We start from the raw sequence: 24,560 nt of genomic DNA, 5'->3' as shown, positions 1-24,560 counted from the left end.
CTGCCTTCAAACCACCCCGACTTCCACCCTCCCACCGTTCAACCGCACCGGCCAGACCCGCAAACGCTGTTGCGGATACTCTAGGCAACCGCCGTCCGCCAGCCGGAAATGCTGTTTGTAGATCGGCGAGGCCACCACCAGATCACCCTTGATGCTGCCAATCAGGCCGCGACCGATGACATTCGCCCCGGATTGCGGGTCATGGTTGTCGATGGCGTAGAGGGTCTGCCCCTCGGCTGCGGGCAGGTAGAACAGCGCCACTTGTGCGCCGTCCAGCCAGACGACGACGCCGGAGTTGCTGACCAGGTCCTGTTGCTCGCAGACGGTTTGCCAGGCGCCGGTGTTTTCCTGGGGCGCGCTGCGTCGGGTAGTGGGCTGGCTCATCAGGCAATCTCCTCGGTGACAGGGATAAGGTTGAGTTCGGCGGCCATGATCGGGCGCCGTTGGCCGCGCTCCTGGACAAAGTGGATGTCCGGGTCCGGGCGTTTGTCGTTGACGAAGGTGCGGAAGCGCTTAAGTTTTTCCGGGTCTTTGAGGGCGTTGGCCCACTCGCATTCATAGCGGTCGACCACCAATTGCATCTGCGATTCGAGCTCTTCGCCCAGGCCGAGGCTGTCGTGGATGATCACGTCCTTGAGGTAGTCGAGACCGCCCTCCAGGCTTTCGCGCCATACCGAGGTGCGCTGCAATTTGTCGGCAGTGCGGATGTAGAACATCAGGAAACGGTCGATGTAGCGGATCAGGGTTTCATCGTCGAGGTCGGTGGCGAACAGCTCGGCGTGACGCGGGCGCATGCCGCCGTTGCCGGCGATGTAGAGGTTCCAGCCTTTCTCGGTGGCGATCACGCCGACGTCTTTGCTCTGGGCTTCGGCGCATTCACGGGTGCAACCGGACACCGCGAACTTGAGCTTGTGCGGCGAGCGCAGGCCCTTGTAGCGGTCCTCGATGGCCAACGCCATTTTCACGCTGTCCTGCACGCCATACCGGCACCAGGTGCTGCCGACGCAGGACTTCACCGTGCGAGTCGATTTGCCGTAGGCATGCCCGGTTTCGAAACCGGCTTCGATCAGCTCGGCCCAGATGTCCGGCAACTCGTGCAACTGCGCGCCAAACAGGTCGATCCGTTGGCCGCCGGTTATTTTGGTGTAGAGGTCGTATTTCTTCGCCACCACGCCGATGGCGATCAGTTTGTCGGCGGTGATCTCGCCGCCGGGAATGCGCGGCACCACCGAATAGGTGCCGTTTTTCTGCATGTTGGCCATAAACGTGTCGTTGGTGTCCTGCAACGGCACCAATGAGGCGTCCATGATCGGCTGGTTCCAGCACGATGCGAGGATCGAGCCCACCGCCGGTTTACACACGTCGCAACCGGTGTGGCCACGGCCATGTTTGGCCAACAGTTCTTCGAAGGTGATCACCCCTTCTACCCGTACCAATGCGTAAAGCTCCTGACGGGTATAGGCGAAGTGTTCGCACAGGCTTTTGTCGACGCTGACGCCACGGGCAATCAGCTCATGCTCGAACACCTGCTTGAGCAACCCGGCACAACCGCCGCAGCCGGTGCAGGCCTTGGTTTGCGACTTGAGCAGGCCGAGGTCGGTGCAGCCACCGTCAATGGCCGAGCAAATGGAACCCTTGGTGACGTTGTGGCACGAGCACACCGTGGCCGATTCGGGCAACGCGCCCGGGCCCAGGGTCGGCGCGCCTTCGGACGATGGCAGAATCAGGCTGGCGGGTTCCACCGGCAAGGCAATCGCGTTCTGCATGTATTGCAGCAGCGTGTCGTAATAGCTGTTGTCGCCGACCAGCACCGCACCGAGTACGTGCTTGCCCGTCGCGTCCACCACCAATCGGCGGTAGCTGGCGGTGGTTTCGTCGATGAATTGATAACTGCGCGAGCCCGGCGTGCTGCCGTGCGCATCGCCGATGGAACCGACGTCGACGCCCAGCAGCTTGAGCTTGGTCGACATGTCCGCGCCCATGAACGGCTCGGCAGCTTCGTTGCAAAGCCGTGCGGCAACACCCAGCGCCATCTGGTAGCCCGGGGCGACCAGGCCAAAAATGCTGCCGTTCCACGCGGCGCATTCACCGATGGCATAGATGTTCGGATCGCTGCTCAGGCAGTGGTCGTCAACCACCACGCCGCCACGCGGACCGACTTCCAGCGAGCACTGGCGGGCCAAGGTGTCTTGGGCGCGGATACCGGCGGAAAACACGATCAGGTCGGCTTCCAGAAATTCGTCATTGGCGAAATTCATCCGGTAGCGATATTCCTCGCCAGGGCTGATCGATTGAGTGCCACGCGACAGGTGCACGCCGACGCCGAGGCGTTCGATCTGAGCCTTGAGTGCACGACCGCCCTGCTCGTCCAGCTGCACCGGCATCAAGCGCGGGGCGAATTCCACCACGTGAGCTTCCAGGCCCAGGCTTTTCAGGGCATTGGCGGCTTCCAGACCGAGCAAGCCACCACCGACGACCACTCCACGTCGGGCATTGGACGCAGCGGCACGGATGGCATCGAGGTCCTCTAGGGCGCGGTACACCAGGCGCGAATCGCCCTCGGCGCCTTCGATCGGCGGCACAAACGGGTAGGACCCGGTGGCCAACACCAATTTGTCGTAAGCGACGCAGCCTTGCGCGGTGATCACCTGGCACCGGGCGCGGTCGATTTCCAGGACCGGCACACCCAAGTGCAAGGTGACGCCCGGGGTCTGGTACAACGAGGCTTCACCCAGGGCGAGCGACTCGGCATCACGTCCGGTGAAATATTCGGAAAGGTGCACGCGGTCGTAGGCGCGCATCGGCTCCTCGCTGAAAACATGCAGCCGATAGTGATCAAGGGCACCGCGCTCGATCAGCTGTTCGACACAATGATGTCCGACCATGCCGTTACCGATCACGATCAGCGTTTGCAGCTTGTTCAACGCGGCGACATTGGAATTCATAAGAAGTACCCGACTAAGCCCATCACGGTTCAAAAAGCAAAAAAAAACGCCTGAAACCTTGCGGTTCCAGGCGTCTTTGCCTGTTCTTTTGCGGTGTTGAAACCAGACGTCTATGCCTGACCCACCGATGTTGCCCACGAATCGATCGTCGTTGACCGAGGGGGCTGCCCACTCGACTGCGCTCACGGTGGGCCTGATCAATGTAATGCAGCGATTGTGCCAAGCGCTGAATGTCAGTATTTTACCGCGCCTTCCGGGGCTTTACGCAGATGAACGTTGCGCTTTCTGCCTTGGCTTAGTGCATGCCGGCCCACGAAAGCTTTATAAAAGTGCATTACAGATACCAGCGATACTCCCGCGCACTGATCTCCTGCATGAACGCCAGATGATCCTGGCGCTTGTTCTCGCAATACACGTCCACGAACTCCGCTCCCAGCCCTGCGCGCAGCTGCGGTTGATGCTGCATGGCGCGCACCGCTTCGAGCATCTCCAGCGGGAAGTCGACCCCACTGTTGCGGTCTTCATTGAGCGGCGGGATCGGTTCGTTGCCTGCTTCCAGGCCCTGTTCGAGTCCCACCAGAATCGCCGCCAGCACCAGGTACGGGTTGGCATCGGCACCGGCCAGGCGATATTCGATGCGCAGGTTTTTCGCATCCGATTCCGGAATGCGCAGGCACGCATCACGATCCTCAAAGCCCCAGCTCGCCCGGGTGGCGATGTTGGTGGTGCCGCCCAAACGGCGAAAGGCGTTCTGATTTGGCGCGAAGATCGGCATGCAATGCGGCAGCAATTCCAGGCAGCCGGCCACGGCATGGCGCAGTGACTGCTGCTGGTTCGCCGCGAGGAGGTTATTACCGGCGGCGTCATACAGGCTGACGTGCACATGCATGCCGCTGCCCGGGTGCTGCAAGTAAGGCTTGGCCATGAAGCTGGCGCGGTAACCGTGTTTCAGGGCAACGCCACGGGTGCTGCGACAGAACAAGGCCGCCCAGTCCGCTGCGCGCAAGCCATCATCTAGATGCCCGAAATTGATCTCGAACTGGCCCGGACCGAGTTCGGCGGTGATCACCGTGGTGTCGATGCCTTGGGCCCGCGACGCCTCGACCATCTCGTCAAGCACCGGCGCAAAGCGTGACAGGCGCTCAATGTGCATGTTCGGTTGATCGTCGGCATCGTCGGTCAGGCCATCCCGGGGGAATTGCGGCAGTCCGTCGCGCAGCTTTTTATCGAACAGATAGAACTCCAGCTCGAACGCCACCACCGGATGGATGCCTTTGCCCGAGAGCCGGTCCAACACCTGCGCCAACACCTGGCGCGGTTCGAACACGATCGGCTGCTCGGTGCCGTCCGAGGTGATGAGCATTTGCCCCAGCGGTTGTGCTTCCCAGCTCACCGGCTTGAGCGTTCCGGGCACCAGGCGGCGCAGCGCATCCGGGTCACCGTCGTTAAAGCAGTAGTCGCCAATCTTGAACAAACCGCCTTGCACACCGAGCAGCACACAGTTTTGCGGCAGTTTCAGCGCGCTGCCGGCCGCGACCTTTTCCAGCATCTCCACGGGATAGCGCTTGCCGTAAAAGTGCCCCGGAATATCCAGGGAAATCAGGTCGACATAACGTACATCAGGGTAGCGTTGGCGAAAGGCGTGCACCTCGGCCAGCAGATCAGCGTCCATCATGGTTGGTCCTATTGTGATGATCAGGTGTAGACCCAGAGCACTCGCGTGAGGTGCTCGGAGAGGTTTCCGTAGCGGCAACGGGTATGGCTGTCGAACTGAAAGCTGTCGCCAGCGTGCAAGGTGACGGCCTCGTCATCGCCCAACCACAGCGTCAACTCGCCTTCGAGCACGTAGCCGCCCTGCTCCGAACTGTCACTCAAGTGCCGCTCGCCACTGCTGGCACCGGCTTCGAGGTGACTTTCGAGCATGGAAAACGACGCGCGCATTTTCGGCGACACCAGAATGTCGGTGATGCCATTGGCGTAATACAGCGTGCGGCGTTCGTCCGGTCGGGTGACCCACGGCAGTTCCTTGGGTTTGGGCAGGCTGTAGAAATAGGTGGTCGGCACGCCCAGGGTTTCGCTGATCGCCGTCAGGTCGGCCACGGTGGGTCGTGACAGGCCGCGTTCGACCTGTGAGAGAAAGCCAACGGAACGACCGATCTGGTCAGCCAGATCCTTCAAGGTGTACTTCTTGTGCTTGCGCAGATCGTGAATAAGGATCGCCAGCGCGGCGATTTCTTCTTGCTTGTTCATGCCTGGATTTCCGCCAAGTGATTCATCAAATGCTGTCGCGCAGTCGATACCACGCCTTGCCGATGGCTTCCAGCGGCGCCGCCAGGTATTTACCGCCGGGGAAGCTGGGGTTACTCAAGCCCTGATACAACGCCAGTTCATCGCTCTGGCCGAGAATCGCGTCGGACACGGCGCGGGCGGCGGCCAGCGTGGGCAGCACGCCATGCCCGGAATACCCCTGAAGCCAGTAGCGATCACCCTGGCGGCCAATGTCCGGGGTGCGTTTGAGTGTCAGGTCGATGTGCCCGCCCCAGGCGAACTCCAGCTTCACGCCTTTGAGCTGCGGGAAAACCCGTTCCAGAAACGGCCGGGTTGCGCCGGCAATGTCCCTGGGCATACCGCCCAGATACGTGCAGCCACCGCCGAACAGCAGGCGGTTGTCCGGCGTGCGACGGAAATAGTCGAGGACGAATTGGTTGTCGGTGACGCAGACATTGCTCGGCAACAGCGCCGTGGCCTGCTCGGCCGTCAGGGGCGCGGTGGCGACTTGATAAGTGCCCACCGGCAACACGCAACTGGCCAGCTGTGGGTCGAGCTGGTCGAGATAGGCATTGCAGGCCAGCACCAGCACATCCGCGCGAATCGATCCGCGTTCGGTGTTTACCAGGAATTGGCCGCCCTCCTCTCGATAACTCAGCGCCTTGCTTTGTTCATGGATACGGCCGCCCGCACGCTCGATGGCCGCGGCCAGGCCGAGGGCCAGTTTGAGTGGGTTAAGGTGCGCGCCTTCAGGGTCATAAAGCCCGGCCTGATAGCGCTCGCTGGCCACCCATTCCGGCAACTGTTCACGGCGGATGAACTGCAAGCCGTCGTGGCCCCACTTGTGACTGGCTTCGTGCTGCCACTCGGTCAGCAGACCGACCCGACGGGGCATCACCGATGTCCACAAATGGCCTGCGCGGTAGTCACAGTCGAAACCATGGCGAGCCGGCAACTCACGCAGCTCTTTCGCGGCCCAGCGCATGCCATCCCACAACCGCCGCGCGCGTTCGTGGCCCAGCGCTGCTTCCAGCGGCGGCATGTCGCACGACCAGCCGAGAATAGCCTGCCCGCCATTGCGCCCCGAAGCTGCCCAAGCCACTCGGCTGGCTTCCAGCAGCGTCACCCGCTTACCAGCCAAAGCCAGGCGCAACGCAGTATGCAGGCCGCTAAAACCGGCACCGATGATAACGATCTCGGTGTTTTGCTCACCAGCAAGCGCCGGTCGGGTGGTCAGGCGATCAGCGCAACTGTGGGCGTAATAGCTGGCGACATGCTGCGTGGACTGCTGAAACATACAAGCCTCATGAAATTATCTTTTTATAATTTCATGAAAAACTACAGCATTAATTTCATGCAGGCAACTCAGGTGTGCGGCGATTTATGCCACGGGTAGCCTTGGGCGCTGAGTTGAAAGGCGTAATCGAACAGACGCTTCATGTACTCGCCATCGAATTTCTGATTGCGCGGACAGATAAAATCCGCGCCGATGTACGCCAGATTGAAGTCTGCGCCATCCTGCTGGGCGATCCGGTAAATGTGATTGAGGTCGCTGATCCCCTGGGTCTGGATCAAGGTGCTGATGGCTCGCCCGCCGATGCTTAAGGTCCGGCGCTTGGTGCCGGACCACTGCGGTTCCAGTTTGCCGTTGCGAATGACATAGAAGTGTCGGGCCCGGCGGATACGCGCGCCGGCCACACTGTTCAGCGCCATCACGGTGCCCGGCGGATAAAGGAACACCTGGGTGAGGACGCCTCCGTCCACGTGCATTTCCTGAAACTGTTGGCCGTCGACCTCCACATCGATCATGACCGGTGAAACGGCACCGGGAATGCTCATCGACGCGATCATGATGTTGCGGAACAGGTGCAGCGCTCCCGGAGCTCCGCTGGAAGCAATCGCACCCATGTTCCAGGTGACGGGCCGCCCGGCATCGAGGTCGGTGGTGCCGATCATCAGTAGCCGTCCCTTGGCGTACTGCGCCGCGATGGCCGCCAGCACGTCGGCGGTGATGTACTTGGCAATGAGGCGCGCCAGGGGCTTGCTGTCCGAGATGCCGTCGCTGGCCAGACGGGTCAACACACTTCGCGCATGGAAAACGTCTTTCGGACCGATTGCGCTGCAGATCCCCAGGATGACCGGGTCATACTCAGGCCCCAGGTAAGCGAACGGAGCGACCAGGGCACCTGCGCTGATGCCGGTGACGACTTTGAAAGCCGGTCGGCTCCCATGCAAGGTCCAGCCGGCGATGATACCCGCGGCGAAGGTGCCGGCGTCGCCGCCCCCCGAAATGGCCAGATAGTAGGCCAGTGGCAGCGCGTCGGTCGGCAAGTCTTTGTCGGCGAGCGCCTCGACCTCGCGATCGTTGGCCAGGCTCGCATCCACGATGAACGCCGTCAGGTCCCGGTCCAGCCAGTAGCGCGCATTCGGGATGCCCGGGATGACCGCTTGTTCCGTCAGCTCTTGCGGCACCGCATCACGGCGTTGCAGGCACCCTTCGCGCAACATGTTCATCGTTGAGGCGCTGGGCCTGGGCAGAAATGGTTTCACAACGCCTCCTCCGTTCCCTGCCATCGACAGAGCGCACTCGACTGACTGGGTGAAAACTGGCCTGCGCCATCATGCGCGCGCCCAAAAAACCATGACTACTTTTCAGTCAGGCGGCGGTCTCCTGAAGACCAGCAGTTTGCCGGTGGCTCGCTGCACCACCTTGTCATTCTGATTGAGGGTTTCCATGAACATCGTCACCACGCCCCGGTCGGGCTTGGAGCTGGACGGGTCGATGGCCTGCACGGTGCATTGCAGGCGCAACAAGTCATCGGGGTAAGTCGGCGTCGGCCAGCTCAGCTCGATGCCCAACCCGATGATGCCGTCCGCCAGCGGCACGCTGTCCACCAACAGCTTCATGGTCAGGGCGGCGGTGTTCCAGCCACTGGCGGCCAGGCCCCGGAAAAGGCTCAACTCGGCGGCTTCAGGGTCGAGGTGAAACGGTTGCGGGTCGTATTCCTGGGCGAAGGCCAGCATCGATGCTCGATGGACACGCAGGCTGTCGCTTTCGAACTGCTGACCCAGTCTCAGGTCATCGAGGTAGAGTTTTTCCCAGGCATGTACGGTCATGATTGATCCCTCCGCAGCGCATCAGGAATAGCCGATTTCGCTGATATCGATGGCCACCAGCAAGGCATCCATGTCGGCCTGACCGTCCTTCCCGCGTCGGTAGGCACGACGCTTGCCGGGCATGCGCAGCCCGTCAGCCTCGATGTAGTCAGACACGTACTGGGCGGCAGGCATACCACCACTGACGTCTACGTTGTAGTCGTGTCGTCTCAGCAGGAAGTCTTGGCCGAAGTAGAAATCCTGTTCGGCGCAGTGCGTGGCGATGCGCTCGGGAAAGCGCACCCGCAAGCGGCGCCAGCGCTGTGCGCTTTCTTGCCAGGGTTCGATTTCCTCGGTTACCACACCCGGCAAGGCGAACAGGAAAGGCATGGTCAGGTAGGACCAGAGCGCATACCCGTTGAAGTACGCGCGATGCAGTGGATCCCACGGGGTGTTTTCGGTGTGGTCGCGGAAGGATTCCCTGGGCGCCTGGCGCTCGGCGATTACCTGCCCGTCCGTGGTTTCGATAGCGATTCTGTCGGGTGAATAGGCTGTTCGTTTATCCGGGCCACCAAAGGGGGACACCGAGGCTTTCTGTTCATGCAGCCAAACGGTCATTTGCCGAGGGGCGCTGTCTTGGGTCAGCCCTTTCGCGCCCCAGAGCGAGCCACCGGTCACGAGGGTGGCGCGCACGGTATTGAAGCTGCTCCAGCGGTCCAGACCACCATGGGCGATCAGCACCTGATCCAGCAGTGGACGATCCTGCGCATTCACAGTGGCGGCCCTCCAGTTTCCGGTGGTCGATCCTGCACCCACTGCCAGAATAATTGATAGCCGACGGCAAGAACCACCGGCCCGATGAACAGCCCGATGATGCCGCTGGTGACCATGCCGCCCAACGCGCCAATCAGCACCACCGGCATCGGCACATCGACACCGCGCCCCAGCAACAAGGGTTTGAGGACATTGTCCACCAGGCCGGCAATGAACACATAGATGGCGAAAATAATGGTCACGGTGCTGGCGCCTTCGGTGGCAAAGACGAAGCCAATCACCGGCAGCGTAATCAGCGTCACCGGCAACTGCATGATGCCGAGCAGCAGCACCGCCAGGGCCAGCAGACCGGCACCGGGCACGCCCTTGAGAACAAAACCGAGGCCCACCAGCAGCATCTGGATGAACGCGATGCCGACTACGCCCAGCGCCACCGCCCGGATGGTGGCAGTGCACAGTTCGGCGATTTTCGGCCCCCGGGCCGGACCGCTGACTCGCGAGGCAATTTGGACTGCGGCGCGGCTGCCGCCTTCGCCATGGGCCATGAAAATACCGGCAATGATCAAGGCAAAGATGAACGTCAGGAAACCCATGCCAACGCCCGCGAGTTTGCCCAACAGGCCCAGACTGACGTGTTTGATTTGCGGTACGTATTTCGCGGTCAGGTCGGGAAGATCGGTTGAGGCTTGAAGCCACAGATCAGAGAGTGGCTGGCCCACCACCGGCCAACTGGCAACGGACTCGGCCGGCGGTGGAATGTGAAAACCGCCGCCCTTGACGACTTCCATCGCCCGTTCGACCGAATCGGCAATCGAGGTGCCCAGCAGGTAGATCGGCACCATCAGGATGACGATGGCGATCAGAATGATCAGCGTCGCGACGTGCCCTGGTTTGTGGCTCCCCCTGAGTCGCTCTTGCAGCGGATAGAGGGTGATCGCGAGGATCAGCGACCACAGCATCAAGTCGCGGAACGGGCTGAAGATTTCGAAACAAAAAAGCACGAGAACCGCGATCAACCCGGCGCGAATCAGTACATCGAGCAGGGTGCGGGTGAGCGTTTTCTCGGTAAAGGGCGTGGGCTCCACGGATGCCTCCTTGCAGATCACTGCAACGGTAGCGGATCGGTTAGCCCAGCATAGACGCTCAATACCCGGCGCGAGACCTCAACGCAGTTTCAATGGATCGACCAGTCCGGCGGCAATGGCCATGCCCACCAGGTCCGGCAGGGTGTTGGCCTGCATGCGCTTCATCACACGCGAGCGATACAGGTCGACGGTTTTTGCGCTGACCCCCAGTTGCTCGGCGATTTCCCGGGTGGTGTAACCCTGCACCAGCGGCAGCAAGACATCGCGCTCGCGGGGGGTCAGTGTCAGCAAACGGGCCTGCAAGGCGTCATGGCCCTGATTGCCCGAACGGTTGGCCGCGCAGTTGCTCAGCGCCTGTTGCACGCTGTCCAGCAACAACTGCTCGTTGTAGGGTTTTTCGATGAAGTCATGGGCGCCGGCCTTGAACGCGCGCACCACGATGGGCACATCGGCGTGGCCACTGACGAAGATGATCGGCAGGTTCAGCTCCCGAGCGCGCATTTCTTCCTGCACGTTCAACCCGCCCATGCCGGGCATGCGCACATCCAGCAGCACGCAGGCGTCGAGCGTGGCATCACAGGCACTGAGAAACTCCACGCCACTGGTGAACGGCAAGGCCTTGAGCCCGACCGATTCCAGCAGCCAGACCGTTGAATCGAGCATGCCCTGGTCATCATCGACCACATACACCACGTGCTCCGTCACACCTGCCATTGCATTATTCCTGTTGTTGTTTTGTTGGGCCGGCAAGCGGCAAGCGGCAACCCATCAGCAGCCCGACCGGTTGGCGCTGGGCCTGCAATTCACCGCCGAAACCTTCGATGATGCTGCGGCTCATGGACAAGCCAAGGCCCAGGCCATCGGCCTTGCTGGTATAGAACGGGGTAAATATCTGCTCCAGTTCGGGCTCACTGACGCCCGGCCCCTGGTCTTGCACGCGGATTTCCACGGTGGCACCACCGCCCTGCTCCGCCGTCATCACGATTAGCGATGGCTGCCCCGGATGTTGTTCGCGGTTGGCGTCGATGGCATTGCGCAACAGATTGAGCAGCACCTGCTCCAGCAACACCCGGTCGGCATAAACGGGCGGCAGATTATCCGGCAGTCGATCCTCGATTGTCACTTGGCAATTGCTCGCCTCCCAGGCACACAAACGCACGGCCTCACGGGCGACATCGGTAAAATTCAGCGCCTGCATGCGCCGCTGGCCTTTGCGCAGAAACGCCCGTAACCGCTTGATCACTTCAGAGGCATGGGTGGCGTGAAGGGTGATGCGTTGCAGCCCTTGGGCCACTCGTTCGGCGGCCTGGGGATTGGAATCGAGCGTCTGTAGATAGCGCTGGCTGGCATTGGCGTAATTGACCACGGCGGCCAGTGGCTGGTTGATTTCGTGGGCAATGCCCGAGGCCAGTTCCCCCAGCGTGACCAACCGTGCGGTGTGCGCCAGTTCGTCTTGATGGCGGCGCTGCTGCACCTCGCGCAATTCACGCTCGGTCATGTCCCGGGCGACCAAGGAATAGTAGCGCTCGCCACCGGCCGAACGGTGCGCCAGCAGCACCAGCGACACCGGCACCGAAGTGCCCCCACCGGGGGGCTGCAACCGTGCATCGGTGCTCCACACGCCGTCGCGTTCAGCGCTGCTCCAGCCATCACGTTGAAGGCGCGTCAGGTCAGCGTTGGCGAATAACTGCGCCAGGGCCGGCATCGGTTGTTGCTCGTCGATATCGAGGATGCGCCGTGCGGCCGGGTTGAGGTACGTGACTTGCCCGTCAGGGTCGATGAACAACACCGGATCGGTGTTGGCCTCGACCACTTCCGCCAGGCGCCGCTTGTTCTCTTCGGCCTGCACCCGGGCCGTGATGTCCCGGGACACGCTGACCACTTCAACCACCGCACCGGTGTAGGTTTCACGGATCGCCCGGCTGGCGGTTTCGAACCACAGGTAATGCCCGGCACGGTGGCGAATGCGGTAGGTCATGGTGTGATAACCGTCCTGCTCCAGCGCGTCCCGCGCACGCTGCACAAGGTTGGCGAGGTCCTGGCCGTGGAACAGACCCTGGGCCATTTGCCCGCGCAGTTCTTCCGGCCAGTAGCCGAGCAATGTCCAGGACGCCGGCGAGGCATCGAGAAAACGCCCGTCCGGGGTGTGCCGGGAAATCAGGTCGGTGGTGTTCTCGATGATCAGCCGGTACAGCCGCCGAGCCGTGGCGGCTTCGCGCTCGGCCAGCACCTGTGCCGTGGCGTCGCGGCAACGGGCGAGCACGCGGTTGTCCTGGGGGTCGGGGATAAATGTCCAGATCAGAATCTGCGCCTCGAACTGAGCTTCGACCCCTTCGATGGCACGTTGCTGGTCGAGGCAGGCGCGCACCAACACGCGATGATTGACCGGCAGAAAACCCAGCACGTCCGTCAACGGCTTTTCCGCGAGCAAGGCCAGCAGCGCCGCGTTGAACTCCAGCGGCCGGCCCTGCGCATCGAGCAACAGACTCGGTTGCGGATCGTGCCCCAACAGCGGCGACCCCCGCAGCATGCCGTTGACACTGCTGAGCAAGGTGGTCAACAAATCCTGCACCCAACCCAGCCAGTCCAGGCTCACGCCGTCGCAGACCTCCACCAGCAACAGGCCTGCCTGCCCCGCCTGCAAGGCCAGATCAAACACCTGGCCATGGCTGATAGCGGCACGGCGCAACCGGCCGGACAGCCAGCAATCGAGTTGCCGGACCTGGGCCAGGTCCAGGCGCCCGGTCTCGCCCAGCCGATCAAACAGCAGCTGATCGCTGGCCAGCGACGGATCGCCCAGGCCCGGCGGAAAATGCTGGGCGGCACCTTCGTGGCTGTAAATGCGCGCAGTGGGTTGCCAGCTCAGGTAAACCGCCCGGCGTACCTCGGGACATTCCTGCAACGCACGGCACAACGCATCCGCCCGAGCAGCCAGGGAAACGCCCTCGCGCTGCAGGCGCAACCAGCTGTGCAATCGAACGGGAGTCAGGGTCATCACAGGTCCGCGTTGTCGGGGGAGCCAAGAATATACCGGCGCTAGAGGTATCGCCGCACTCATTTGGAACCAGAAGAATCAAATATAGTACATATACTATACTGCGTAGGTTGTACTTCCATATCAATGGCGGATTGTTATATAAAGCAGACCGGACATAAAAGGATGGCCTCAGCGGCTACGCTGAACAGGCCATCCATAGAGCTAACAATCAGCCACCGAGTACCCGTCATGTCGATCTATGAACAAGGGCTAGGCCCTTCGGCTGTCAATCACATTGCCTTGTCTCCGCTCAGCTTCATCGAGCGCACTGCCAGCGTTTACCCCCACTACCCGGCCGTGATCCACGGTTCGATCCGTCGTACCTGGGCGCAGACCTACACCCGTTGCCGGCGCCTGGCCTCGGCGCTGGCTGGTCGCGGCATTGGCAAGAACGACACGGTGGCGGTGATGCTGCCCAACATTCCTGAGATGCTTGAAGTGCATTTCGGCGTGCCGATGATCGGTGCGGTACTCAACCCGCTCAATGTGCGCCTGGATGCCGAAGCCATTGCCTTCATGCTGCAGCACGGTGAAGCCAAGGTGCTGATCACCGACCGCGAATTCCATGACGTGATTCACGCGGCCATCGGCATGCTCGATCACCCGCCGCTGGTCATCGACGTCAATGACCCGGAATACGGCGAAGGCAAGGCCGTCAGCGATCTGGACTATGAAGCGCTACTGGCCGAAGGCGACCCGGATTACGCTTGGCAATGGCCGGACAACGAGTGGCAAGCCATCTCGCTGAACTACACCTCCGGTACCACCGGCAACCCGAAAGGCGTGGTTTACCACCATCGCGGCGCGTACCTGAACTCGCTGGGCAACCAGATGACCTGGGCCATGGGCAACCATCCGGTGTACCTGTGGACCCTGCCGATGTTCCACTGCAACGGTTGGTGCTACCCGTGGATCATCACTGCAATGGCCGGTGTGCATGTGTTCCTGCGCCGCGTCGATCCGCAGAAAATCCTCACGCTGATCCGCGAGCACCAGATCACGCACCTGTGTGCTGCGCCTATTGTGCTCAATGCATTGGTCAACATGCCGGAATCGGCAAAAGCGGCCATCGATCACCCGGTCAATGCCATGGTTGCCGGTGCTGCACCGCCCGCCAAAGTCATCGGCGCCGTGGAAGAAATGGGCATCAAGGTCACCCACGTCTATGGGCTGACCGAAACCTACGGTCCAGTAACCCTCTGCGCCTGGCATGCCGAATGGGATGAGTTACCGCTGGACGAACGGGCACAGATCAAATCCCGTCAGGGCGTGCGCTACCCGACACTTGAAGGCGTGATGGTCGGCGACTCGAAGACGCTGGAACCCACCCCGCGGGACGGTCAGACCATCGGTGAGATCTTCATGCGCGGCAACACCGTGATGAAGGGCTACCTGAAAAACCCGACCGCCACCGCCGAAGCGTTCGAAGGCGGCTGGTTCCACACCGGCGATCTGGCGGTGTGTCATCCCGATGGTTACGTCGAGATCAAGGACCGACTCAAGGACATCATCATTTCCGGTGGCGAGAACATTTCCACCATCGAACTGGAAGGCGTGCTGTATCGCCATCCGGGTGTGATGGAAGCGGCCGTGGTCGCCCGTCCCGATGAAAAATGGGGAGAAACGCCTTGTGCATTCATCACCTTGAAGGCTGATCACCAGGACGTTCGCGAGGCCGACATCATCAGTTTCTGCCGCGAGCATCTGGCGGGTTTCAAAGTCCCGCGCACGGTGATCTTCACCCTGTTGCCGAAAACGTCCACCGGCAAGATCCAGAAGTACGTCCTGCGCGACAGGGCTAAAGCGCTCTAACCCGAACCGACGTTTTACCCACCCGGCGGCAGGTGTTTCATCTGCCGCTTCGGGCTCGTGCACGCCGAATTCAGCCCCGTCAAAACGCCTATAACAACAAATGTGGAGCCACCCATGATCGACATCCATTCAACCGATACCCAACGTTGCGAGCGCATTCGGACCAATCCGAAGTTCCTGCAATTAGTCAGCAGCCGTTCGCGTCTGGCCTGGTCGCTGAGTGCCGCCGTACTGGGCACCTACTACGCGTTCATGCTGGTGGTGGCGTTTGCCCCGCAATGGTTGCGTGCGCCGATCGCCGAGCATCGGATGTTGACCCTGGGCATGCCGGTGGGCGCGGCGATCATCATTTTTTCCTGGCTGCTGACCGGTTGGTACGTCTACCGCGCCAACACGCGTTTCGATGCACTGGGCGCCGCCATTCTTGAGGAGAGCAAGTGATGAACCTGCTTCGTAAGCTCATCCTCGCCGCTGCCGGGCTGTTGCCGGCCTCCATCGTCCTCGCCGCCCCGACCATGGGCGCAGTGGAAAAACAACCGCTGAACCTGCATGCGATCGGCATGTTCTTCGTCTTCGTGCTGGGCACCCTGGCGATTACCTGGTGGGCCGCACGGCAAACCAAATCGACGTCGGACTTCTACACCGCGGGCGGTGGCATTACCGGGTTCCAGAACGGTCTGGCGATTGCCGGTGACTACATGTCCGCTGCCACGCTGCTGGGGCTGTCCAGCCTGGTGTTCGCCAAGGGCTACGATGGCTTCATCTACACCATCGGCTTCTTCGTCGGCTGGCCGATCATCACCTTCCTGATGGCCGAGCGTCTGCGCAACCTGGGCCGCTATACCTTCGCCGACATCGTTTCCTATCGACTGGACCAGAACAAGGTGCGGATTTTCGCTGCGTTCGGTTCGCTGACGGTGGTGTGCTGCTACCTGATCGTGCAGATGGTCGGGGCCGGTCAATTGATCAAGTTGCTGTTCGGTCTCGACTACCCGGTTGCGGTGGTGATCGTCGGTGCGTTGATGCTGGTCTACGTGATCTTCGGCGGCATGATCGCCACCACCTGGGTGCAGATCATCAAAGCCGTGCTGTTGCTGGCAGGCGGCACCACCCTGGCGGTGATGGCCATGTCGCAGTTCGGTTTCAGCTACGAAACCCTGGCGGACAAAGCCGTCCAGGCCCATGCCAGCGGCTGGAACATCATGGGCCCGGGCTCGATGCTCGCCGACCCGATCAACACCGCCTCGATGTCGCTGGGCCTGGTGTTCGGGATTGCCGGTCTGCCGCACATCCTGATGCGTTTCTTCACCGTGCCTAACGCCAAGGAAGCGCGTAAGTCGGTGTTCTACGCCACAGGCTTTATCGGTTTCTTCTTCCTGGTTGTCTGCACCCTGGGCTTTGCCGCGATGGTCATCATCGGCACCGACCCGCAGTACTACGTCAACGGTGAAGTCGGCGGCGCCTTGATCGGCGGCGGCAACATGGTTGCCATGCACCTGGCCAAAGCAGTCGGTGGCAACCTGTTCTTCGGTTTCCTCTCGGCCGTGGCCTTCGCCACCATTCTGGCGGTGGTCTCCGGGCTGGCCCTGGCCGGTGCCTCGGCGATTTCCCATGACCTCTATGCCACGGTGTTCAAGAAAGGCAAGGCCAGCCAGAAACAGGAAATGCGCGTGACGCGCATGGCCACGGTGGGCCTGGGCATCATTGCGATTCTGCTGGGCATTCTGTTCGAGAAGATGAACGTCGCGTTTCTGGTGGGCCTGACCTTCGGCATCGCCGCGTCGACCAACTTCCCGGTGCTGATCATGGCCATGTACTGGAAAGGCCTGACCACCAAAGGCGCGATCCTCGGCGGTTTCGCCGGCCTGATCTGCGCACTGGTGCTGGTGGTCCTGTCGCCAGCGGTGTGGGTCACCGTGCTTGGTCACGCTCACGCGATCTTCCCCTACGACCACCCGGCGCTGTTCTCCATGCCGCTGGCGTTCTTCGTGATCGTGGTGGTGTCGAAGCTCGACCGCAGCGTGCGCGCCGACAAGGAGCGTGATGCCTACGCCGACCAGTTCGTTCGCGCTCAGACCGGGCTTGGCGCCGCCAGCGCTTCCGCTCATTGATTGAAAGGGCACGGCCCGTATTTACGCCGCCGTGCCCATCGCACAACCGTTCTATTGAGGTTCACGTTATGCCCGAATTCAACGCTCCGCTGCGCGACATGCGCTTCGTGCTGCATGAAGTGTTCGACGCCCCGGCCCTGTGGGCGCGCTTGCCGGCCCTGGCCGACACGGTCGACGCCGCCACCGCCGATGCCATTCTTGAGGAAGCGGCGAAAGTCACTTCGCACCTGATTGCGCCGTTGAATCGCAGCGGCGACGAAGAAGGCGCCCAGTGGCTCGAGGGTCAGGTCAGCACGCCGATCGGCTTCAAACAGGCTTATGCCACCTTCATCGAAGGCGGCTGGGTGGGCCTGTCCGGTAACGCCGATTTCGGCGGCATGGGCATGCCGAAGATGCTTGCCGTGCAGTTCGAAGAAATGCTCTACGGCGCCAACTCAAGCTTCGCCCTGTATTCGGCGTTGAGTTCCGGGGCCTGCCTGGCGCTGGATGCCCACGCCAGCGAGACCCTGAAAAATCTGTATTTGCCACCGATGTACGAAGGCCGCTGGGCCGGTTCCATGTGCTTGACCGAAGCGCATGCCGGCACCGACCTGGGGATCATCCGCACCCGCGCCGAACCCCGGGCCGACGGCAGTTTCAGCATCACCGGCAGCAAGATCTTCATCACCGGTGGCGATCAGGACCTGACCGAAAACATCATCCATCTGGTGCTGGCGAAACTGCCGGATGCGCCAGCCGGACCGAAAGGCATCTCGCTGTTCGTCGTGCCCAAGGTGCTGGTCAATGCCGACGGTTCACTTGGCGACGCCAATGCCGTGAGCTGCGGTTCGATCGAACACAAGATGGGCATCAAGGCTTCGGCCACCTGCGTGATGAACTTCGACGGCGCCAGCGGTTGGCTGGTCGGCGAAGCGAACAAAGGCCTGGCGGCGATGTTCACCATGATGAACTACGAGCGCCTGTCCATCGGCATTCAGGGCATCGGCTGTGCGCAAGCGTCCTATCAGAGCGCCGTGGCGTATGCCCGCGAACGTGTACAGAGCCGCGCACCGACCGGCGCGATTGCCCCGGACAAAGTGGCTGATCCGATCATCGTCCACCCCGATGTGCGCCGTATGCTGCTGAGCATGAAAGCCATGACCGAAGGTGGTCGCGCGTTTGCCAGTTATGTCGGGCAGCAACTGGACCTGGCGAAGTTTTCCGATGACGCCAAGGAGCGCGACAGCGCGCAAACCCTGGTCGCGCTGCTGACGCCAGTGGCCAAGGCGTTCTTCACCGACACCGGCCTGGAAAGCTGCATCAACGGCCAGCAAGTGTTCGGCGGTCATGGTTACATCCGCGAATGGGGCCAGGAGCAGTTGGTCCGTGACGTGCGCATCGCGCAGATCTACGAAGGCACTAACGGCATTCAGGCGCTGGACCTGCTCGGTCGCAAAGTGCTGGCCGACAGCGGCTTCGCGCTGCGTCAATTCACCGGGGAGATCCGTCGTTTCGCCCATCAGCCCAACGCGCCCTACTCCGTGCAGTTGTTCGATGCCGTGCAGCGTCTGGAAAACCTCAGCGACTGGCTGCAAGACCAGGCCGCCACGAACCGCAACGAAATCGGTGCTGCTTCGGTCGAGTATTTGCACCTGTTCGGTTACGTCGCCTACGCCTGGCTCTGGGCGCGCATGGCCCAGGTCGCGAAGAAAAAACTCAGCGAAGACCCAACGTTTTATGGCGCGAAGATCGCCACCGCCGATTTCTACATCCGTCGCCTGCTTCCGCGCACATTGAGCCTGGAGCATTCCATTCTCGCCGGCAGCGCCTCGTTGTACGGCCTGAGCGCCGAACAGTTCTAACGATTGAACCGACGCGGCACCACGCTCCTCTCGATTCGGCGCCGCGTTTTTTTGTTGATAAGCCCTCGCCTTCCTGGCGAGGGCCGCGGGACCTGTCTTTCCATAATAAAAACAAAGGGGCTTCACCATGGACCGCAACACCCGCACCCTCGCTACCCGACTGTTACTGGCCGGCGGCGTCATCAGCCTCTCGGCCCCCGCCGCTGCGGACTTTGTCAAAGACAGCAAGGCCAGCCTTGAGCTGCGCAACTTCTATTTCAATCGGGATTATCGCCAGGACAACGCCGCCCAATCCAAACAAGAGGAATGGGCCCAGGGTTTCCTGCTGCGCTATGAGTCGGGCTTCACCGACGGTTTGATCGGTGTCGGTTTCGATGCGATTGGCCTGGTCGGCGTCAAGCTCGACTCCAGCCCTGACCGTGCCGGCTCCGGCCTGCTCAAACGCCATCGCGACACGAGCAAAGGCGCTCAGGACGAGTACGGCGAACTGGGATTGACCGCCAAACTCCGCGCTTCCAAAAGCACCCTGAAACTCGGCACGCTGCTGCCGAAATTGCCGACGGTACTGGCCAACGATTCACGGCTGTTGCCACAAACCTTCAAGGGCGGTCAGTTGACCTCGCTGGAGATTGAAGGCTTGACCGTCGATGCCGGGCGGCTGACCCAGGTCAATCAACGTGATTCTTCGGACTACGAGGACATGGGCATCACCCGGACCGGCGCCAAAGGCATCACCACGCGGCACCTCGACAGCGACAGCTTTGATTTCGCCAGCCTGAACTACAAATGGACCAGCAACCTCGCCACCGGCTACAGCTACGGCCACCTCGACAATTTCTACAGCCAGCACCTGGTGAACCTGACCTACGTGATGCCGGTAACGACGGGGCAATCGTTCAAGACTGACCTGCGCTTTGCCCGCTCCACGGATGATGGCGGCAGCAATGTCGACAACAATGCGATTGGCGCGATGTTCACCTACAGCCTCGGCGGGCATGCGGTGGGCCTGGGTTATCAAGGCATGAGCGGCGACACCGGCTACGCCTACGTCAACGGCACCGATGCGTTTCTGGTGAACTTCGTGCAGATCGGTGACTTCGCCAGCAAGGACGAAAAATCCTGGCAGGCGCGTTACGACTACAACTTTGCAGCCATGGGTGTGCCGGGGCTGACCTTCATGACGCGCTATATCACTGGCGACAATATCGACCTGGGCGGCAACCGCCCCGAAGGCAAGGAATGGGAGCGTGATACCGACATTGGTTATGTCGTGCAGAGCGGTCCGCTGAAGAATGTCGGCGTGAAATGGCGTAATGCGACGGTGCGTTCGACCAACTTCGGCAATGATCTGGATGAGAATCGCCTGATTGTCAGCTACACCCTGCCGATCTGGTAAACCCGTTCAGGTTTCACAAAGGGGGGACTCGCTTGGCGGCGCAGTCCTCTTTTTTATTGTGGATTTTCGCTGTGATGACGGGCCTCATCGCGGGCAAGCCCGCTCCCACAGGGATCTTCAGTGTCCCCAGATCCCTGTGGGAGCGGGCTTGCCCGCGATGGCGGCCTCAGAAGCACCGAAGATATTGCTCCCGACCTACCCCATCCCGCGGCAGTAGCCATAGTAGGTTAAGATGCCTGCAAACCAGGCCCGCCGCGAGACGCCCCGCATGACTGATACCACCCCCCGCCTGATCAAGAAGTACCCCAATCGCCGACTCTATGACACCCACACCAGCAGTCATTTGACGCTGGCGGACGTGCGCCAATTGGTCGTCGATAAAGTTGCGTTTCAGGTGGTCGATGCCAAGAGCGGCGAAGACCTGACGCGCAGTATCCTGCTGCAAGTGATTCTAGAAGCCGAAAGCGGCGGTGAGCCGATCTTCACCAGCGAGATGCTGATGGGGATTATCCAGTTCTACGGTCCTTACCAGGGGGTGCTCGGCAGCTACCTGGATAAAAGTATTCAGACCGTCATCGACATTCAGTCCCAGACCGGCGCGCAGTCATCGGAGGCATGGAGCGACTTCATGCATCAACAGGCCCCGGTCATGCAGGACCTGATGCGCCAGTATGTCGACCAGTCCAAGGCCTTGTACCTCAATACCCAGAACCTGTTCGGCATGTTTGGCGCCAAGCCGGGCACCGATAACGGGCCGAAAAAAAATGGCGATGGGGAATAAACCCATCGCCATTGTTTGTGCCGCTGGCCTGAAACGACTTACTTGTTACCGCTGGTAGCCTTGGCGCCCGCTTCCGGTGCTGCTTTGGCGGCAGCGGCAGTGGCGGCGTCAAAATTGCTCTGAGCCACATCGGAAGCCTGTTTCACGGCTTTCTGTGCACTTTCGAACACGGTACTGGCATTCGCCAGGCCCGACTTGAATGCAGCCACGACAGGCTCGGAGCCGGCCGGTGCATTCTTGCTGATGGCTTCAACAAACTCATTGACCTGCTGGGTGCCTGCCTCGACCTGACTCGACGTCAGTTTGGCGATGTCCGACTGCGTGCCCACGATCAGCGCTTGAACCTGACGATTGAACTCGGCCAGACGTTCGGTCTGCGCGCTCGGCTGGGTGAACGACGCCTGCAAATCGGCAAAACCTTGTGGATCACGCACGGCCAGCAGCTTGCGCACGCCTTCGAAGTGTTCTTCGGTGGAGTCGCGCAGAGCCTTGAACTGCAACTGGCTCAGCTGTTCAACGCTGGCGAAGACTTTGCCGCTGATCTGCTGCAAAAGATCGAGGTTGGCTTTTTGAGCGGTTTGCAGTTTTTCCGAATTGAAAAAAGACATGCTTGAATCTCCTGGTACTGGAAGGCCCGGATGGACCAGAGGACGCGATAGCGATCCTGCCAGACATCGCGTTAGCCTTGATATTGCAGTGCACAAAACTATTTGGCAACGGCTATTTTGTGCGGCGCACAATAAAGTTCGCTTCCTTGACCGTTATTCCCTATACACTCGTGAAAATCGAACGGCCGGCTTGGCTGCTATTAGTCAGGGCAACGTTCCCACGCATGGTGTCAGGAGTTCACAATGGGTCAGGAAGAAAATATTGCGCTGCACGATGAAGGGCTTTCGACTCCGTCCGGGTTGTTCGAGCACCTGAACCATCTGCAGCGCCTCAACACCCGCAACGTTCTCGACGCCGTGCAACAGCGCCAGGCCAAAACCTACGCACCTTCAAGCCTTGAACAACTCCGGCAGCCGACCGCCGCCGACTGGCAGGAATACTTCACCGACCTTGGCCAACGCAGCGTGCTGTTCTGGGACACCTTGCGTCAGCGCGGCGACAACACCCTGGCCCACGAACGCGCCGGGTATCCGCTGCTGCTCAAGTTCAACCATGAAACCCTGATTGCCGGTGAAGACCTGCCCCGCCCGGTCAACTACTCGTTGCTGCAGATCCTCCCGGGCCCCGGGCAACAGCTCGACAGCAAAAAGCAGCCGGTGATCATCATTGACCCGCGCGGTGGCCACGGTTCAGGGATTGGCGGTTTCAAACAGGATTCGGTCATCGGCGAAAGCCTGCGCGCCGGTCACCCGACCTATTTCATTTCGTTCAGCCATTCACCACGCCCGGGGCAAACCCTGGCGGACATCGTTGAAGCCCAGGCGCGGTTTATCGAAGAGGTCAGCACGCGACATCCCGCCAGCGCCAAACCCGTGGTGATCGGCAACTGCCAGGCCGGCTGGGCCTTGATGGGCCTCGCGGCGACCCGCCCTGAACTGCCGGGGCTGATCATCGTCAATGGCGCGCCTTTGTCGTACTGGGCAGGCGTCAACGGGCGCAATCCGATGCGCTACACCGGCGGATTGCTGGGCGGTGGCTGGATGGCGCGCCTGGGCAGCGACCTGGGCAATGACCGTTTCGACGGCACCTGGCTGGTGAGCAATTTCGAAAGCCTCGACCCGGCCAACACCTGGTGGGGCAAGTACTACCACCTGTTCAGCGAAGTCGACAGCGAGGCTCCGCGCTTCCTGGATTTCGAACGCTGGTGGGGCAGCCCGACCCTGCTCAATGGCGAAGAAATCGAGATGATTGTCGATGACCTGTTCATCGGCAATCAGCTGTCCGGCGGCCTCGGGCGCAAGAGCAGCGGGCTTGACCTCAAGCGTATCGAAGTGCCGGTGGTGGTGTTCTGCTCCTATGGCGACAACATCACCTCGCCGCAGCAGGCACTGGATTGGATCACCGACGTCTATCCCAGCGATCTCGCCCTGCAAAATGCCGGACGCACCATCGTTTATCTGCGGCACGCGAGCATCGGCCATCTGGGCATCTTTGTGTCCGGTGAGGTGGCGCGGCGTGAACACCGTGAGTTGCTGGGCGCCGTCGACGCGATCAACGAACTGCCGGGCGGGCTCTATGAAATGCTCATCGAGGATCTGCCGGAACATTCGCAAACGCCCTATGCCGTGCGTTTCGAGCGACGACGTATCGCCGACATCCACGGTGACGTGCAGCCGCCCCGTGACGATGATCGCGAATTCGCACTGGTCGAGCGTGCCTCTGATTTTAACAACACGCTTTACGACGGGTTTGTACGGCCGTGGTTGCGCCAGTTGATCAACGAACCGACCGCCGAACTGATGCGCAAGGCCCACCCGTTCCACCAGCAACAGGTGATGTGGAACAGTTTGAACCCCGCGCTCTGGTGGCTGCCGGGCAGCGCCGCCCAGGTGAGCAAGGATCGACACCCGGCAAGCCCATCCAATCCATTGCTGGCTTGGCAGGCATTGTTTTCCAACCAGATACAGGATGCCTTGAACGGCTATCGGGACCTGCGTGATGCCGCTCAGGAAATGAGTTTTTACGGTGTGTATGGCGTGCTCAACAGCCTCACCGGCAATGCACCGGCACGCAATCTCCAGGCGCATGCCGAGCAGCACGATAAAGTCCTGATCGAACGCCTTCAGGACGCCCTGCCCCTGGGCGGCTTGATGGAAGCCTTGATCCGGATCCTGTTCCTGCTGGGCCGCGACAGCGACGAGCCGGGCAAGCAAAGCGTCGAGAAACTCATCCTGCAATTGCAAGTGCTGCTACAGGACTACAGCGCCGAACCACTGGACCTGCGCGAAACCCTGCGCCTGCAAAAACTGCTGGTCGCCACCCACCCGCAGGAAAGCCTGCGCAGCTTGCCCCTGATGCTGGCCGAGGTCGAAGAACGCCAGCAAGTGCTGGCCGCTGTTGCCAATTTGCTGCCGGAGTTGCTGACCAGCGGCGCAGACAACCCGTTCTGGTGTGAGCTGCACACGCTGCTTGAGGTGCCGCTGCCGGGGTTCAACCTGACTCAACCACCGGGTGAAGCCGATGTTATTGAGGAAAAAGCCCCGGCGATAACCCCGGAGCCGATCAAGCCAAAAGTTTCGGCAGTCGTACCTGGCCCCATCAAGGCGAAAACTCCAGTGGTCGTAGCTGAACCCACCAAGCAAAAAGCCCCGGTAACCGCGCCTGAGCCGACACCGCCCAATCCGATCACACAACAGGCCGATGTGGTGCCACCTAAGCCAATCGCCAAGGTTTCGGGTCCCGCGCGTAAACCTGCCAAAAGTAAGAAAAGCGTAAAAAAACCGCCGGTAAAATAACACCGGACCG

19 protein-coding genes are annotated in these 24,560 nt (G+C 61.1%); 7 read left to right on the top strand and 12 right to left on the bottom strand.

The window, feature by feature from the left end:
* Positions 1 to 6 precede the first annotated feature (6 nt).
* From nirD to K0F88_RS04205, 11 genes are all read right to left on the bottom strand, one after another.
* Positions 7 to 384 (bottom strand): nitrite reductase small subunit NirD, encoded by a 378-nt coding sequence (gene nirD, locus K0F88_RS04255; RefSeq protein ID WP_094467482.1) that lies wholly within the window; start codon positions 382 to 384, stop codon positions 7 to 9.
* Positions 384 to 2,945: a nitrite reductase large subunit NirB gene (gene nirB, locus K0F88_RS04250; RefSeq protein WP_094467481.1), complete on the bottom strand. Its 2,562-nt coding sequence runs from the start codon at positions 2,943 to 2,945 to the stop codon at positions 384 to 386. The genes nirD and nirB overlap by 1 nt, the downstream gene beginning before the upstream one ends.
* Before the next feature lie 334 nt (positions 2,946 to 3,279).
* A complete protein-coding gene (locus K0F88_RS04245; protein WP_374039702.1) occupies positions 3,280 to 4,620 on the bottom strand; it encodes a glutamine synthetase family protein in 1,341 nt (446 codons plus the stop codon).
* Between the two features lie 20 nt (positions 4,621 to 4,640).
* Positions 4,641 to 5,195: a helix-turn-helix domain-containing protein gene (locus K0F88_RS04240; protein WP_219094142.1), complete on the bottom strand. Its 555-nt coding sequence runs from the start codon at positions 5,193 to 5,195 to the stop codon at positions 4,641 to 4,643.
* A 25-nt stretch (positions 5,196 to 5,220) separates the two neighbouring features.
* Positions 5,221 to 6,510, bottom strand: coding sequence for an FAD-binding oxidoreductase (locus K0F88_RS04235; RefSeq protein ID WP_094467479.1), 1,290 nt, complete (start codon positions 6,508 to 6,510; stop codon positions 5,221 to 5,223).
* 68 nt (positions 6,511 to 6,578) lie between these two features.
* Positions 6,579 to 7,763: a patatin-like phospholipase family protein gene (locus K0F88_RS04230; protein WP_255141526.1), complete on the bottom strand. Its 1,185-nt coding sequence runs from the start codon at positions 7,761 to 7,763 to the stop codon at positions 6,579 to 6,581.
* Positions 7,764 to 7,865: 102 nt separating this feature from the next.
* Positions 7,866 to 8,330: a MaoC family dehydratase gene (locus K0F88_RS04225; RefSeq protein ID WP_094467477.1), complete on the bottom strand. Its 465-nt coding sequence runs from the start codon at positions 8,328 to 8,330 to the stop codon at positions 7,866 to 7,868.
* A 21-nt stretch (positions 8,331 to 8,351) separates the two neighbouring features.
* Positions 8,352 to 9,083 (bottom strand): hypothetical protein, encoded by a 732-nt coding sequence (locus K0F88_RS04220; RefSeq protein ID WP_094467476.1) that lies wholly within the window; start codon positions 9,081 to 9,083, stop codon positions 8,352 to 8,354.
* On the bottom strand, positions 9,080 to 10,168 hold the full coding sequence (locus tag K0F88_RS04215) for an AI-2E family transporter (protein WP_094467475.1): 1,089 nt from the start codon (positions 10,166 to 10,168) through the stop codon (positions 9,080 to 9,082). Before K0F88_RS04215 ends, K0F88_RS04220 begins: the two co-directional genes overlap by 4 nt.
* Before the next feature lie 78 nt (positions 10,169 to 10,246).
* A complete protein-coding gene (locus K0F88_RS04210) occupies positions 10,247 to 10,882 on the bottom strand; it encodes a response regulator transcription factor (RefSeq protein ID WP_094467474.1) in 636 nt (211 codons plus the stop codon).
* Between the two features lie 4 nt (positions 10,883 to 10,886).
* Positions 10,887 to 13,163 (bottom strand): PAS domain S-box protein, encoded by a 2,277-nt coding sequence (locus K0F88_RS04205; RefSeq protein WP_094467473.1) that lies wholly within the window; start codon positions 13,161 to 13,163, stop codon positions 10,887 to 10,889.
* Between the two features lie 231 nt (positions 13,164 to 13,394).
* Between K0F88_RS04205 and K0F88_RS04200 the strand changes: the two genes are divergently transcribed.
* The 6 genes from K0F88_RS04200 (at position 13,395) to phaR (ending at position 21,146) form a co-directional block, all read left to right on the top strand.
* Positions 13,395 to 15,017 carry an acyl-CoA synthetase gene (locus tag K0F88_RS04200; RefSeq protein WP_094467472.1) on the top strand — a complete coding sequence of 541 codons (1,623 nt, stop codon included), beginning with the start codon at positions 13,395 to 13,397 and terminating at the stop codon, positions 15,015 to 15,017.
* Positions 15,018 to 15,131: 114 nt separating this feature from the next.
* Positions 15,132 to 15,458 carry a DUF485 domain-containing protein gene (locus K0F88_RS04195; RefSeq protein WP_219094140.1) on the top strand — a complete coding sequence of 109 codons (327 nt, stop codon included), beginning with the start codon at positions 15,132 to 15,134 and terminating at the stop codon, positions 15,456 to 15,458.
* Positions 15,458 to 17,128: a cation acetate symporter gene (locus tag K0F88_RS04190; protein WP_094467470.1), complete on the top strand. Its 1,671-nt coding sequence runs from the start codon at positions 15,458 to 15,460 to the stop codon at positions 17,126 to 17,128. Before K0F88_RS04195 ends, K0F88_RS04190 begins: the two co-directional genes overlap by 1 nt.
* A gap of 68 nt (positions 17,129 to 17,196) precedes the next feature.
* Positions 17,197 to 18,969, top strand: coding sequence for an acyl-CoA dehydrogenase C-terminal domain-containing protein (locus K0F88_RS04185; protein ID WP_094467469.1), 1,773 nt, complete (start codon positions 17,197 to 17,199; stop codon positions 18,967 to 18,969).
* A gap of 127 nt (positions 18,970 to 19,096) precedes the next feature.
* Positions 19,097 to 20,365 (top strand): OprD family porin, encoded by a 1,269-nt coding sequence (locus tag K0F88_RS04180; protein WP_094467468.1) that lies wholly within the window; start codon positions 19,097 to 19,099, stop codon positions 20,363 to 20,365.
* Between the two features lie 232 nt (positions 20,366 to 20,597).
* Positions 20,598 to 21,146, top strand: coding sequence for a polyhydroxyalkanoate synthesis repressor PhaR (gene phaR, locus K0F88_RS04175; protein WP_094467467.1), 549 nt, complete (start codon positions 20,598 to 20,600; stop codon positions 21,144 to 21,146).
* A gap of 38 nt (positions 21,147 to 21,184) precedes the next feature.
* On the opposite strand, the gene phaP is transcribed toward phaR, so the two are convergent.
* Positions 21,185 to 21,754, bottom strand: coding sequence for a TIGR01841 family phasin (gene phaP / locus K0F88_RS04170; protein WP_094467466.1), 570 nt, complete (start codon positions 21,752 to 21,754; stop codon positions 21,185 to 21,187).
* Between the two features lie 243 nt (positions 21,755 to 21,997).
* Here phaP and K0F88_RS04165 point away from each other — a divergent pair, with 243 nt between their 5' ends.
* Entirely contained in the window at positions 21,998 to 24,550 is a 2,553-nt protein-coding gene (locus K0F88_RS04165) for a DUF3141 domain-containing protein (protein WP_219094138.1), read from the top strand.
* The last annotated feature ends 10 nt before the right edge of the window (positions 24,551 to 24,560 follow it).

Source organism: Pseudomonas sp. UMAB-40 (genome assembly GCF_900095275.1).
Classification (GTDB): domain Bacteria; phylum Pseudomonadota; class Gammaproteobacteria; order Pseudomonadales; family Pseudomonadaceae; genus Aquipseudomonas; species Aquipseudomonas mandelii_B.
The sequence above is the reverse complement of the archived record's forward strand: the minus strand, read 5'-3'. Positions and strand labels throughout refer to the sequence as shown.

Coding starts and splice junctions, on each gene's coding strand:
- nirD (WP_094467482.1), bottom strand. CDS start 384: ATGAGCCAGCCCACTACCCGACGCAGCGCGCCCCAGGAAAACACCGGC.
- nirB (WP_094467481.1), bottom strand. CDS start 2,945: ATGAATTCCAATGTCGCCGCGTTGAACAAGCTGCAAACGCTGATCGTG.
- K0F88_RS04245 (WP_374039702.1), bottom strand. CDS start 4,620: ATGATGGACGCTGATCTGCTGGCCGAGGTGCACGCCTTTCGCCAACGC.
- K0F88_RS04240 (WP_219094142.1), bottom strand. CDS start 5,195: ATGAACAAGCAAGAAGAAATCGCCGCGCTGGCGATCCTTATTCACGAT.
- K0F88_RS04235 (WP_094467479.1), bottom strand. CDS start 6,510: ATGTTTCAGCAGTCCACGCAGCATGTCGCCAGCTATTACGCCCACAGT.
- K0F88_RS04225 (WP_094467477.1), bottom strand. CDS start 8,330: ATGACCGTACATGCCTGGGAAAAACTCTACCTCGATGACCTGAGACTG.
- K0F88_RS04210 (WP_094467474.1), bottom strand. CDS start 10,882: ATGGCAGGTGTGACGGAGCACGTGGTGTATGTGGTCGATGATGACCAG.
- K0F88_RS04205 (WP_094467473.1), bottom strand. CDS start 13,163: ATGACCCTGACTCCCGTTCGATTGCACAGCTGGTTGCGCCTGCAGCGC.
- K0F88_RS04200 (WP_094467472.1), top strand. CDS start 13,395: ATGTCGATCTATGAACAAGGGCTAGGCCCTTCGGCTGTCAATCACATT.
- K0F88_RS04195 (WP_219094140.1), top strand. CDS start 15,132: ATGATCGACATCCATTCAACCGATACCCAACGTTGCGAGCGCATTCGG.
- K0F88_RS04190 (WP_094467470.1), top strand. CDS start 15,458: ATGAACCTGCTTCGTAAGCTCATCCTCGCCGCTGCCGGGCTGTTGCCG.
- K0F88_RS04185 (WP_094467469.1), top strand. CDS start 17,197: ATGCCCGAATTCAACGCTCCGCTGCGCGACATGCGCTTCGTGCTGCAT.
- K0F88_RS04180 (WP_094467468.1), top strand. CDS start 19,097: ATGGACCGCAACACCCGCACCCTCGCTACCCGACTGTTACTGGCCGGC.
- phaR (WP_094467467.1), top strand. CDS start 20,598: ATGCCTGCAAACCAGGCCCGCCGCGAGACGCCCCGCATGACTGATACC.
- phaP (WP_094467466.1), bottom strand. CDS start 21,754: ATGTCTTTTTTCAATTCGGAAAAACTGCAAACCGCTCAAAAAGCCAAC.
- K0F88_RS04165 (WP_219094138.1), top strand. CDS start 21,998: ATGGGTCAGGAAGAAAATATTGCGCTGCACGATGAAGGGCTTTCGACT.